The following is a 13,271-nucleotide window of genomic DNA, read 5'->3' on the forward strand; positions in this document are numbered from 1 at the left end:
GAGATCAATATGGTACTGCCAAAAACGTTAGTTTTTTTCGATTTAGACGGAACATTGTTAAATAATAAATCTGAAGTAGATCAAGAAGTAACTGTTGCTTTAGAAAAGTTGAAAGAAAACGGTGGAGTTCCATTTATTGCAACAGGAAGAAGTCCACTTGAAATTCAACATGTACTCGATACAACACCCATTGAGTCTTTTATCACGTTGAATGGTCAATACATTATGTATGAAGGCAAGGAAATCTACCGCAGTCAAATGCCGCAAGAGTTGTTGATTCGCTTGAAACAGGCAGCTGATGAGCGTGGTCTAGCTGTTGCTTTTTATACAAGTGATAAAATTCGAGTGACACATACTTCAGAAGAAGTTGAGAGTGCGTATAATTTTATTCACTCTAAAAGACCACCTGTTGATGCAGAAATTCATTTAAATGAAGAAGTGCTGATGGCATTGATTCTAACAATGGATACGGCTATTGATGATCAACTTAGAGAGCTGTTTCCCGAATTGTCATTTTACAGAAATACACCTTACAGTATAGATGTCATTACGAAAGGCAATTCAAAAGCTACAGGTATTCAAGAATTGGTTAAATTGATGAATTTTGATACCGTTCCTACGTATGCATTCGGAGATGGTCCGAATGATTTAGAAATGTTGACTCATGCTGATTACAGTGTAGCAATGGCAAATGGAATAGATCTTGTAAAAAATACAGCAGATTACATTACTTCTAGCCATACTGAAGGCGGAATTGTTGAAGGATTAGAATTTTACGATTTAATTAAATAAAGTTTATTCAAAAAGAGCCGTTAGCATCATGCTAGCGGCTCTTTTTTCCGAAATTTTATACATTGATTATACAATTTATATACATTAAACAATTAATAATTGCATAAAATAAATATTTTATTCTTTTATATTGCATAAAAATTTCTGTTTGTTATAATGGGAATAATTAAAATTACGTGAAAGAAGGTTAATAATTGATGAAAGTCGGAATTGTTGGCGCAACAGGCTATGGTGCGTTAGAACTTATTCGCTTGTTGAAAAATCACCCAAAGGTCGAAGTTACTGAAATTGTTTCCCATTCTCATCATGGAGAACGGTTAAGCGATCTTTATCCCCATTTAACTAAAGTTATAGAAAGACCGTTAATGGAATACGACCTTTCGTACCTTGAAAAAGCAGTAGACATCTTGTTTTTCGCTACACCGGCAGGAATCAGCAAATCACTGGTTCCAGAGGTTCTAGAAACATCCCTGCAGTGTATTGATCTAAGCGGAGATTTCAGGTTATTAAAAAAAGACTATGAAGAATGGTATGGAAAAGAAGCTGTTGCAAGTGACATGCAAGAAAATGCTGTTTTTGGCTTAGCAGAAATTTACAAAGATAAAATTAGACAGGCAACTTTTATTTCTAATCCCGGTTGTTACTCCACTGCTGCTTTGATGGGGTTGATCCCAATCATCAAAACAGGATTAGGATCAAAAAAAGGAATCATTATTGATGCAAAAAGCGGGACATCAGGAGCAGGCCGGACGCTTTCACGAATGACTCATTTCTCTGAAATGAATGATTCACTTGTCCCCTATAAATTTGGCAAGCATCAACATACACCTGAAATCGAGTACTACCTGTCAAAAGAGGCGAGCAAAGAGGTAACGGTAACGTTAGCAACTCACTTAGTACCAATGACTAGAGGATTGATATGCACCATGTATGTTCCTTTAACACAACCAACGACTACCAAAGACATTTGGCAACTCTACAAAGATTTTTATACCAATGATCCTTTTGTCCGTCTACATCCTATTGGATCAATGCCACAAACAAAACAAGTTATCGGAAGCAATTATGTCGATATAGGTATTCATGTAGATGAACGTTCTGATCAAGTCATTATCGTTACAGCCATAGACAACTTGATCAAAGGAGCAGCAGGACAAGCCATTCAAAATATGAATTTAATGAATGACTGGCCCATTCAAGAAGGATTAGAATTCAGTCCAATATACCCTTAAAAAAGTGAGGAGATAAACTATGTTAACCGATATCAAACAATCCATACAAACATTTCAACTATTAGAGGATGGTCATGTAACCTCTCCAAAAGGATTTACCGCTGGTGGCGTACATACAGGTCTGCGAAAAGCTGCTCTTGATTTTGGCTGGATCCATTCAATTGTTCCTGCATCAGCTGCTGGTGTTTATACCTTGAATAGTTTTCAGGCTGCTCCTCTTAAATTGACAAAGAAGCATGTAGATACAGCGCAACAAATTCAAACATTAGTCGTGAATTCTGGCAATGCTAATTCGTGCACAGGTGAAGACGGGATGAAAAAAGCTCAAGCAACAGCTGAACTCGTAGCTAAAGAAAAAGGAATTGAAGCCCATCTGGTAGCGATTGCGTCTACAGGAATCATAGGTGTTCCATTACCTTTTGCTCCTATCGAGAAAGGAATCCAATATTTGAACGATCCGCTTTGCCAAAAAGCAGAGAACTTCGAGCGAGCTATCTTAACGACAGACATTGAGACAAAACACTTAGCCATTGAAATGGAAATTGATGGAAAGAAAATTACGATCGGTGGAGCTGCAAAAGGTTCTGGCATGATCCATCCCAACATGGCCACGATGCTTGGTTTCATAACAACTGATGCTGTTGTTGACAGTAAAAGTTTGGAACAAGCATTAAAGTCAACTACAGACCAAACATTTAATATGATTACTGTTGATGGAGATTCGAGTACAAATGATATGGTCCTTGCTTTAGCAAACGGAACCCAAAACAATCAAACCTTAACGCAAGAGCACCCACAATGGACTAAATTCTTACAAGGTTTTCACTACGTGTGCAAAACGCTGGCTAAATCGATCGCTCGTGACGGAGAAGGTGCTACTAAATTAATCGAAGTGGAAGTTGTAGGAGCGACAACGATTGAGGCTGCTCGAGCAGTTGCTAAAACGGTTATTTCTTCAAACTTAGTAAAAACCGCTATGTATGGATCGGATGCCAATTGGGGCAGAATCATCTCAGCTATAGGATACAGCAAGCAAAAAATAGAGCCAGAACGAATAAAAGTAGCATTTGGCCATATACCGGTTGTTGAAAATGGAATGGGCGTTCCATTTGATGAAGAAGCCGTTATGCTTATATTGGTAAAGGATGAATTAAAGCTGACGATCGATTTGCAGCAAGGCGACTGCTCAGCGACAGCATGGGGATGCGATTTAACTTATGATTACATTCGGATCAATTCATCTTATCGGACGTGAGGTGAAAACATGGATATCTTGATCATGAAAATTGGCGGAAGTATACAAGACCAATTACCAGCGTCTTTTTATCAAATAATAGCCCAGCTGCAACAAACAAAAAAATGCTATCCGGTAATTGTCCATGGTGGAGGTCCAATGATCAATCAATTATTAGAAAAACTAGCCATTCCGACTAGATTTGTCAATGGATTACGTGTGACCACACAAGAAGTATTAACCGTAGTAAAAATGGTATTAAGCGGATCAATCAATAACGAAATCGTTACTCAATGTCAGATCCAACACTTGCAAGCTATCGGTATAAGCGGCATTGACCATGGATTATTAAAGGTAAGACCTATCCAGGCAACCGAAGATATTGGATTTGTGGGGGAAGTTACTGAAGTAAACACCGCTTTTTTAATGAATTTACTCGAAAACAATATCATCCCCGTTATTTCACCTATCGGAATGGATGAAAAAGGACAACACTACAACATTAATGGAGATATGGCAGCTTCTGCAATAGCAAAAGCCTTAGGTGGAAAACTTGCTTTTATTAGTGATGTTCCAGGAGTCATGGAGCGAGAACAAGGAATTTTAAAAGTGCATCCTTCCTTAACAAAACAAGAAGCCGAAAAGCTGATCGAAGAGGCAGTCATCACTGATGGGATGATTCCAAAGGTTCGTTCAGCACTTGGAAGTCTATCTAATCAGATGAATCAAGCTGTTATTTTGAATGGTTTGAAACCCGAAGACATCGCAAGCTATTTAAAAGGAAATGAAGTAGGAACAAAATTTGTCTATAAGGAGGAAGTGATGTATGGCTAAAGAAGAGAAACAACCAGCTTTGATGGCTACCTATGCACGTTTTCCAATTACAATTGTTAAAGGAAAAGGGAGCTATGTATGGAATGATAAAAATGAAGCTTATTTAGATTTTACCTCGGGTATTGCTACTTGTAATCTTGGGCATGTACCTGAACAAGTTAGTCAAAAAGTCCATCAACAACTAGAACTTCTCTGGCATTGTTCCAATTTATATGAGATTCCTGCTCAGACAAAGCTGGCTGAAGCACTTATCCAGCAGTCACTATTTGATCAAGTCTTTTTTTGTAATAGTGGAGCAGAAGCAAATGAAGCTGCTTTAAAAATCGCTCGTAAGTATGCAAAAGACCAAGGACACCCAGAACGAACAGCTGTAGTCTCATTCAAACAGTCCTTCCACGGAAGAACCTACGCCACGATGTCTGTGACGGGACAAGAAAAAATTCAGGTTGGATATGATCCTTTAATGTCTGATGTAAGATTTTTGGCATTTAATAAAGACTCTGATTTAGAAAAGATCCATGACGGTAAAACGGCAGCAGTACTATTGGAGCTGGTACAAGGCGAAGGAGGAGTCAACCCTGCACAAAAAGACTGGCTGCATTCATTACAAGCTATCTGTAAAGCTAACGATATTCTTTTGATAGTTGACGAAGTACAAACAGGTATGGGAAGAACTGGGGAATTATTTGCTTATGAACACTATGAGATCGAACCTGATGTGATGACACTTGCAAAAGGATTAGGGTCTGGCTTTCCAATTGGTGCAATGCTGGCAAAAGGTACTGTTGCAGCATCATTTACTCCAGGAACACATGGCACAACATTCGGCGGAAATCCATTAGTTGCTACAGCCGGCTTAGCCACATTAACTGAAATGACTATGCCAAGTTTTATGGAAGAAGTGAAACAAAAGGCAGCTGATTTCAAAGAACAATTAAATCAATTAGCTGATCAGTACAGTGTCATTACTAAAGTAAAAGGTTTTGGTTTTCTGATTGGGATAGAAGTAAGTGTGGAAGCAAGAAAACTAGTGACGATGTTACAACAGCATCACGTTTTGACCTTGACAGCTGGGGACTCTGTTTTGCGTATTTTGCCACCGTTAACGGTTACGTCTAGAGAAATCGAATATTTTTTTCAAAAATTAGAACTGGTCTTAATAGAAATTCAAAGAGAAAATAAACCAATAAATTGAATAGAAAGTGAGGAGTGAATTTATTTTGATAGAAAACAAGAGGAAATCAAACACAAAAAATATTTTACAAGTAGCAGACTTAACAGAACAAGAAATTCTATCACTGATCGAAGAAGCAATCGTTATGAAAGAACAAACCAAGGCTGGGATTCCACATCCTTATTTACATGGGAAAACGTTAGGGATGATTTTTGAAAAATCTTCTACACGAACGCGTGTATCATTTGAAGTAGGAATGACTCAACTAGGCGGGCATGCATTATTTTTAAGTTCTAAAGATATCCAGTTAGGAAGAGGAGAAAGTATTGCGGACACATCTAAAGTTCTTTCACGTTATGTAGATGGAATGATGATTCGTACTTTTGGACATGAAATTATTGAAGAATTTGCTGAACATGCATCTGTGCCAATCATAAATGGGTTAACGAATGAACATCACCCGATGCAAGTTCTTGCGGATCTGATGACGATTTATGAGAAAAAAGGAAAGTTGAAAGGGCTGAAATTAGCTTATATTGGAGATGGAAACAACAATATGCCTCACTCCTTGATGGAAGGATCCGCAATTATGGGTATGAATATGCATATTGCAAGCCCAATAGGATACGAACCTTTAGAGGAAATTTTTCAAAAGGCTAAAAAGAAGGGTGAGCATACCGGAGCGAATATTCAATTTACTGATGATCCGATCGAAGCAATCAAAGAAGCTGATATCGTGGTCACTGATGTATGGACAAGTATGGGAATGGAGAAAGAGGCAAATAAACGCTTATCCATTTTTCAGGATTACCAAGTAAATGTAGACCTTATCCAATATGCAAAAGAAGATTTCATTTTCTTGCATTGTCTGCCAGCACATCGTGGGGAGGAAGTAACGACAGAAGTGATTGATGGAAGCCATTCAGTTGTCTTTGATGAAGCAGAAAATCGATTGCATGCTCAAAAAGCAGTATTGAAAAGATTAATGGCAGATACATAAATTTTAAAAAGCTGATAGGAAACGAATTTCCTGTCAGCTTTACTGTATATAAAAATACATTGATTAATTAAATACTTAATTGGCTAAAAGCAGCTCCAACAGACTCTTGAATAAATAAATCGGTTGTTAATTTCATTTGGCATTCTCCTTTAGTCAGCACATTAAAAGGATATTGCAAAACGGTATAGAAACTTATTCGTTAGTAAGTGTTTTAACAGTATCCATAAATTTTTCTTGGCTTTGATTAAATTTATTGATTCCTTTTTGCATATTTTCTATTGTATTTTCATAGTTTGAGGTATTCTCAGTTTGTATGATCGTTTCTAAGCCTTCTAAAGCTGAAATCGTGTCAGATGCACTAGATACAGCAAGTTCTTTACTTTCATTAAATTGTTCAGTGGTCGTTTCAGAAGTGGTAGTCAAGAATTGATTCAGAATTTGTTTAAACTCTGTGCTAGTTGTTGCCAATTCTTCTTTTGTCGTTTCCCCACTTTCATAATTACTTAATTGAGTACCAAACATGTTGATGTAATAGACATAAGATTTTTCATAGTCGTTAAAGACTTCTTGGTAAGTGCTATCTCCTTCAGTTAATCCTGCTACAGTTTCAACGGATTGTGAGGTTGCTGAGGATTCTGAAGTAGCCGGTCCAGAATCGGTTTCATCTTCAGAATCTGTAACTGTAAAATAGATGGCAAGACAGATGAAAAATAAAAAGGTGAGTCCTGCTGTTATTAAGAAAATCTTAAGTAATTTTTTGAAATCAAGATGATTATTGTTAGTCATAATACTCCTCCAAATAGGTTAATAGCTAAAAATATGTAAGTCAACCAACGTTCATTTAGCCTCTTAACACTAAAGTATGAAGAATGGTTTGTCAAAGATAAGCCCTATGACAGCACACGAAGCGAACGTATTTTCTTTTTTGTTAAATTGTGTTATACTATTCTTAGAGAGTTAACTAAGATGATTAATGAACTAAAAACGATCATCCTTCTGTAGACACATCCCACTTAGGGAGCGTTACGGAATCGACAGGTATAGGTCGAGCTTGGATCGCGTTTCGTAGGTTACGGCTACGCTAAAACGTTACAGTTAAATATAACTGCTAAAAACAATAATAACTCTTACGCTTTAGCTGCGTAATAACAGCTTAGTGTAGATCCTCTCGGCATCGCCCATGTGCTCGAGCAAGGGTCCTATAATCAGTGGGATACGCTAAACCTTTCCGTCTGTAAGTTTTAGAAGAGATCATCAGACTAGCAACGTATGATGCCTGTTGTGTGGCTAGTACTGCGCGAAACCTTAATTGCACAACTATGAACGTAGACGTCTAGGTGCCGATATATTTGGACAGGGGTTCGACTCCCCTCGCTTCCATAAAATGTTTTAATTTAAAAAACGTGCAAACATTGTTAAATCAATGTTTGCACGTTTTTTTTTGATTGAATTGCTTGGAATAGCTTTATTTTTTTAATTAGGTGCTAAAAAATGGTGATCTAACAACACTATTGATGTTTTTTTATTTTGGCCAATAATATTAAATTATATTGCAAATTCATACCTTTGCTCACATTCTGCTCACCTTTTTCAAAGGTCAGACATTTATTTTTTACATGCAACGACTTGAGTTTAGATCGATTAAATCGTTTGTCTCAAGTCGAGAAATAGTTATTGTAGAAAAGCCAGATACAATGAACGAGTCAATAAACAACCTTATATATGTGTTATTTTCTATGAGTAAACTCTTTTTAAACGAGTTTTTTTTCGTTTGCCTAGTAACAAGGGGACATGTTCAATTTTTACATCGGTGTACTCCAGACCAAACCATTTAACCGGTGAGACAGCTAATTTTTTTATAGATAATTTAGTTTGCATAATAAAACGATTTAAAGCCGAAAGTTCAGTATCTGTGGATAACTCTTCTCGAACAATCACAAAACAAAAGTCTCCTACATTACGATTGAATTCATTGATTGACCATTTTTGTGGTTGTTTATTTATATCGCCCGATTTCATTAAATCAATAACAACTTGTCGCATATACGTGCTGATTTTTTGTTCCATCCTGAAACCTAGACGTAACTTAACTTTTATCACGGAGTCTGTTCCAAAATTCTCAACCACATATTCCATAGTCCTTGGTTCATCAGTAACTTCAACATTAATAAACCAGTAAACTTCTGCTCGCTTTGGTTGTTTATCAAAAATGGAATACATCACTTCACTATCGACTTTCCCAGGTCTAGATTTGCTGGTCAGATAAACAAGGTTAGTAGCATATAATGGAATGCTGTAATCTGCTTTTACGGCCTCTAGTCGACTGACATGATCAACAAGAGATACCTCTTTTGCGACGTTATGTTCAATAACATAAGCTTTGTGCCAGATTACCATAATACTTAAGATAATAAGTGCAATAAGAACTGTTACAAATCCTCCATGAAATAGTTTGGTTGCACTGGATAAAAAGAACATTGTTTCCAATCCGCCAAAGAAGAATAAGACAATAAGCGAGATGAAATGAGATACGTTTCGATAAATCAAATAATTGTACAGTAAAATTGTCGTCATCAACATAGTGATTGTGATGGCTAATCCATAAGCTGCTTCCATATGTTCAGAGGTTCTAAAGTAGAGGACTACACCAATACAAGCAGCCCATAAAATAGAATTAATGACAGGAATATAAAGCTGGCCTTTCGTATTTGTTGGATAAATAATCTGTAAACGCGGCCATAGATTTAATTTAATGGCTTCAGAAACAAGCGTATATGATCCGGAAATTAACGCTTGTGAAGCGATAATGGCTGCCAATGTTGCAAAAACTACGCCAATAATCCGGAAACTTGCTGGCATCATTTCAAAGAAAGGATTTATTTCTTCAATATGTTGGAAAGACGGTTTATCTTTTACAGACAACAACCAGGCACCTTGACCAAAATAATTCAGTAGTAAGCTTAATTTTACAAATGGCCATGAAGCATAAATGTTTTTTCGTCCTACGTGACCTAAATCAGAATAAAGAGCTTCTGCTCCGGTGGTTGCTAAAAATATACTACCAAGAATTAAAAAGCCTGATTTGTTTTCCTCACTTAATAAGAGCTTTATCCCATAATAAGGCGATAAGGATCTTAAAATATCCCAGTTTCCTAATGTATTGAGTACACCTAGAACAGCTAACATTAAAAACCAAAGAAACATAATTGGACCAAAAAGACGTCCAATCACTTCTGTACCAAATCGTTGGATCATAAATAAAAAACTAATAATGATAATTGTAATCAACAAAACTGTATTTTGACTAGAGCCAAAATGCTCTATGTAAGAGGGAATTCCTCTTAACCCTTCAACAGCAGTTGTAACTGTGACAGCTGGTGTTAAAATCCCATCTGCCAAAAGCGTAGCTCCACCAATCATCGCAGGGACAATCAACCACTTAGCTTTTTTTCTAATGAGTGTATACAGAGAAAAGATACCGCCTTCTCCATGATTGTCCGCTCTTAAAGCTATACTGACGTATTTGATCGTTGTTAATAAGGTCAGCGTCCAAAATACGAGAGATAAAGATCCATAAATAAACTCATCTGATATATTTGCTAACCCGTCATTACCATGAATGAGTGCTTTCATTACATATAGTGGAGAGGTGCCAATATCTCCATAGACAACGCCAAGCGTAATAAATAACCCGCCAATCGTCAGTTTTTTTTTCTGTGTTGAATCAACTTTAGATTCCATTTAATCTATTCCTCCAATTGTTCGTCGAAAAAAAACAAGACCCATGTATAAATTTATAACAAAATTTATACATAGGTCTTGCAATTTGATGTTAAACCAGCGTTTTAGTAACGCATATTAGTTGATTTAACCACACAATAAATTGTGCTTGCTACTCCCCTATGAGCAGTTTTTTATTCGATTTAATATGACTACTTTATTATATGAATTTCTAACACTAAGTCAATACACATCTGATTTTTTTTGGGGGGTCAAAATTTATTACGGTATTGTCTAATTTTTTATTCCCTATATTAAAAACTAGACAATAAGTAGTAAAGAGTTTTTTTTGAATAAACCGCTTAATATTGGTATATTTATGGAAACATTATAATGTTTTTAATGAATTAGGAATGAAATGGAAATGAGGAAAGGTACGACAGTCATAAGCGATCGCTTATTTAACAAACTTCCTAAAGCAGCTTCTTTTTCGAGTATTATTGAACTAAGCGGCAACACGTTGAAAAAAGAAATACTATCTATTGAAGAAGTACAAACTATAAATGAAGATGATCTTATACGTAAAACATTTAAGGAAAAGTCATATAAATTAACCAGAATTTATTATTTGAATGGGGAACCTTATATTTATTTTGAACATTTCCTTCCTGTTTTAGGAAGTATTGAGGCCTTGGAGCAAACAGAAAGGGTTTCATTATATAAATGGTTAGCAGAATTTGATAAAAACGTTAGTCGTTTTCAAGATAGTTTTGAAGTCGTAAAAATTGAAGAACCTATAAAAGAAAAATTAAAGATAGACCATACACACTTATTAAAAAGGGTCAGAAAAACAATTAGTACGTTTAATGAAGTGATTGAAGTCTCGTATGCCATATATGATACAAATAAGTATCCATATAAGTATCCATATATTATTGACTACGAAGTTTAAATAGTGTCAGTGAAACTTTTGTAAAGAAATTTGGTATCAAACTATTTACCGGAACATTGCGTGAAAATAAAGGTGAAGAACAGTTATTAAAAGGATTTATTAGAAGCGATAAGGGCTTTTCAGTTAGTACTGAATATAAATTGGAAATCCTAGACAGAATAGGAACAGGAGATGCTTTTGCTTCTGGTATCATAACAGGTTTCATCGAAAATTGGTCCGATGAACGTTCTGTGGACTTTGTTATTTCGAATGCAGTACTTGCACATACGACTTTTGGAGATACTCCAATGGTAAGCAAAAAAATAGTTGAAGAGTACATGAATGGAAATCGAAACAACCTTTTGAGGTGATACTGTTAGAATTTAGGAGCTTTTTCTCGTTTGGGAATCTCCAAACACAATGTATCTCAGCCAAAAAAAGAGTGGAATAGCTAAAAAAACTAATCATAGACATGTGATTAGTTTTTTTAGCTATTCCGCTTTTAACTATTTATACCAATTTTGATTTAATCCATTCGCCTAACATTAATTCCATTTCAGCTTCTCCCCTTACAGGATACATGGAGGCAGTTGTTTTCAGTTCTTCGTAGTAGTCTATAGCTTTTTGATAGTTCTTACAATAGAACCCTTCGTATGCCATCATGAGGCGTTTTTTACTTGGCAAGTAAGGAGTCTTTTTAATGAACTGCTGTAAATCTTCATCATATATTTCTTGTATTAGATTTGGATTCTGTGGTTGTTCACTTAATACTAAAAATAAACGCTCGCAATTTAACTCATGTCTATAAAATAATGGCAAGTTTTCTAAGTGAGGGAGAAAAGCATCTAATTTTTGTTTTGCAATACCTAATTTTAAATTGTCTAAATACCAATTGTATTCCAACAGGTAAACAGAAATGGCTAATAAATTAGAGAATTGAGGATTTCCTTTTAATTGAATGTTTTCTAAAGGAATATCTTTTAAGCGTGAGCCTTCTGTCATTAGTGCATTTACTTTTAATTGAATAAAGAAAGCTTTTTTATTTTCTTCCTCTTTTAGGATGGAAAGAAGATTGTATCCGTCATTTGGCATTCCGCCTATTTTCATAGGAATACCATTTGTTAAAGCTGTGAGTAAGGCTGAACCAGCGAATAACAGGCATAAAGATAAGACTGGTAGAGAAAGACCTTCAATAGTTAAAGTAAGGATCAAGGGAATAACTGAAAAGAGTAGATTGATGAAAACTCCACCCAAATTATACAAGACAAATGGAAAGTGGTCGGTAGAATAGTCTGGCGGAGACATCAAACATTGTCCACCGGTCCCTGGTAAATGGAATCGTTTGCGTTTTAATTTGCCTTTTTCTTTTATGATCGTTAACGTACCGATTCGAAATGAGACGAAGGTATATCCTGTTAATAATCCAAAGATAAGGTGACCAGTTTCATGAAGTAAAATATGTATGAAAAAACTAATAAAGAAGAATAGTACACCACCAATCAAGGCAAATAGGTTGATCTCAAAGTTGAGGAATGGAAAGAATACGGCAGCAAAAATACCAATCGCTATCCCGGTAAAAATAGATCCTCCTGCTAAAAGCATATTGTTATAGAATTTACTTTTTTTCTTTTTAGATGGATTGTTTAGCGCCATTAATTTCCTCCTAGGGTATGTTTTTTTACTTCGGTTAATAACAATATTGAACGGATGGAACAAAAAGCTGATAAATTGTTTAGAAAAAACGATGACTGTAAAAAAATACAATCATCGTTATTAGGTTAAAAGGATTTGTAGATCTTTTTAACATTCAATTATAAATTAGTCTGCCGTAGAAAAATCCAAAGCTGTTTGAGACTGTTCAAGATAAGTATCATATAGTTTAGTTAATACACTAATATCCCCATTAGCTATTTTTAAAAGTTGAATAAATACAGGTTTCATAATTTCAGGATTACTGTTTTCATTTAAAATGGCTAAAGCTTCTGGATTAAGCATAACTAAATCATCTAAAATAACATGGTATTCCTTTAAGAATTTTTCGAAGCCTTCTTTATCTTCTAATAAAATCATTTTCAGTTTTTGGTTTTTTTCATGAAGATTTTCTAAGTATTCTCCAATAGTTATATTTAGCGAATCTGAAACTTCTTGTAACTCATTGAAAAAATTATCGTTAATATCAATTAACACAAGTTCCACCTCCACAATCACGATAATTGATTATATAATATTCCTTAAGAAATGAAAATATTTTTTCAATGACAACTATAAATAAATAGGTAATGTGGACAAAATATGTCTAATAGCATATAGACAGCTAAATTAATAAGAAGAAAAAAACAAAAGTGTCAAAATTT

12 protein-coding genes and 1 other RNA gene are annotated in these 13,271 nt (G+C 35.3%); 9 read left to right on the plus strand and 4 right to left on the minus strand.

The annotated features are described in order from the left end of the window. The first annotated feature begins 9 nt into the window (after window positions 1–9). From BR65_RS11230 to argF, 6 genes are all read left to right on the plus strand, one after another. A complete protein-coding gene (locus BR65_RS11230) occupies window positions 10–792 on the plus strand; it encodes a Cof-type HAD-IIB family hydrolase (RefSeq protein WP_023176883.1) in 783 nt (260 codons plus the stop codon). Between the two features lie 197 nt (window positions 793–989). Beyond that, window positions 990–2,024, plus strand: a complete 1,035-nt coding sequence (argC, locus tag BR65_RS11235; protein ID WP_034538228.1) for an N-acetyl-gamma-glutamyl-phosphate reductase — start codon at window positions 990–992, stop codon at window positions 2,022–2,024. A 19-nt stretch (window positions 2,025–2,043) separates the two neighbouring features. Continuing rightward, window positions 2,044–3,279 carry a bifunctional glutamate N-acetyltransferase/amino-acid acetyltransferase ArgJ gene (argJ, locus tag BR65_RS11240; RefSeq protein ID WP_023176887.1) on the plus strand — a complete coding sequence of 412 codons (1,236 nt, stop codon included), beginning with the start codon at window positions 2,044–2,046 and terminating at the stop codon, window positions 3,277–3,279. A gap of 9 nt (window positions 3,280–3,288) precedes the next feature. After that, the gene (argB, locus tag BR65_RS11245; RefSeq protein ID WP_023176888.1) at window positions 3,289–4,092 is read left to right on the plus strand and encodes an acetylglutamate kinase; all 804 of its coding nucleotides are present in this window, start codon (window positions 3,289–3,291) and stop codon (window positions 4,090–4,092) included. Continuing rightward, window positions 4,085–5,287: an acetylornithine transaminase gene (locus tag BR65_RS11250; RefSeq protein ID WP_034538232.1), complete on the plus strand. Its 1,203-nt coding sequence runs from the start codon at window positions 4,085–4,087 to the stop codon at window positions 5,285–5,287. The genes argB and BR65_RS11250 overlap by 8 nt, the downstream gene beginning before the upstream one ends. Before the next feature lie 25 nt (window positions 5,288–5,312). Then, window positions 5,313–6,266 carry an ornithine carbamoyltransferase gene (argF, locus tag BR65_RS11255; RefSeq protein WP_023176892.1) on the plus strand — a complete coding sequence of 318 codons (954 nt, stop codon included), beginning with the start codon at window positions 5,313–5,315 and terminating at the stop codon, window positions 6,264–6,266. A gap of 192 nt (window positions 6,267–6,458) precedes the next feature. Here the strand turns inward: argF and BR65_RS11260 are convergent, their stop codons facing one another. Then, window positions 6,459–7,052: a hypothetical protein gene (locus BR65_RS11260; protein WP_034538234.1), complete on the minus strand. Its 594-nt coding sequence runs from the start codon at window positions 7,050–7,052 to the stop codon at window positions 6,459–6,461. Between the two features lie 230 nt (window positions 7,053–7,282). Here BR65_RS11260 and ssrA point away from each other — a divergent pair. Beyond that, window positions 7,283–7,649, plus strand: a transfer-messenger RNA (tmRNA) gene (gene ssrA / locus BR65_RS13675). Between the two features lie 351 nt (window positions 7,650–8,000). Here the strand turns inward: ssrA and BR65_RS11265 are convergent. Continuing rightward, a complete protein-coding gene (locus BR65_RS11265) occupies window positions 8,001–10,007 on the minus strand; it encodes a KUP/HAK/KT family potassium transporter (RefSeq protein ID WP_023176895.1) in 2,007 nt (668 codons plus the stop codon). 403 nt (window positions 10,008–10,410) lie between these two features. On the opposite strand from BR65_RS11265, the gene BR65_RS11270 reads away from it, so the two are divergent. Further along, a complete protein-coding gene (locus BR65_RS11270) occupies window positions 10,411–10,938 on the plus strand; it encodes a UTRA domain-containing protein (protein ID WP_051932747.1) in 528 nt (175 codons plus the stop codon). A 56-nt stretch (window positions 10,939–10,994) separates the two neighbouring features. Beyond that, complete coding sequence (locus BR65_RS11275; RefSeq protein ID WP_023176898.1) at window positions 10,995–11,288, plus strand: PfkB family carbohydrate kinase; 294 nt, start codon at window positions 10,995–10,997, stop codon at window positions 11,286–11,288. Window positions 11,289–11,427: 139 nt separating this feature from the next. Here the strand turns inward: BR65_RS11275 and BR65_RS11280 are convergent, their stop codons facing one another. Together BR65_RS11280 and BR65_RS11285 are read right to left on the minus strand one after the other, a co-directional pair. After that, a complete protein-coding gene (locus tag BR65_RS11280; protein ID WP_051932748.1) occupies window positions 11,428–12,570 on the minus strand; it encodes a site-2 protease family protein in 1,143 nt (380 codons plus the stop codon). Between the two features lie 165 nt (window positions 12,571–12,735). Next, window positions 12,736–13,104 carry a hypothetical protein gene (locus BR65_RS11285; RefSeq protein ID WP_034538235.1) on the minus strand — a complete coding sequence of 123 codons (369 nt, stop codon included), beginning with the start codon at window positions 13,102–13,104 and terminating at the stop codon, window positions 12,736–12,738. Window positions 13,105–13,271 lie beyond the last annotated feature (167 nt).

This window comes from Carnobacterium inhibens subsp. inhibens DSM 13024 (assembly GCF_000746825.1).
Lineage (GTDB): Bacteria > Bacillota > Bacilli > Lactobacillales > Carnobacteriaceae > Carnobacterium_B > Carnobacterium_B inhibens.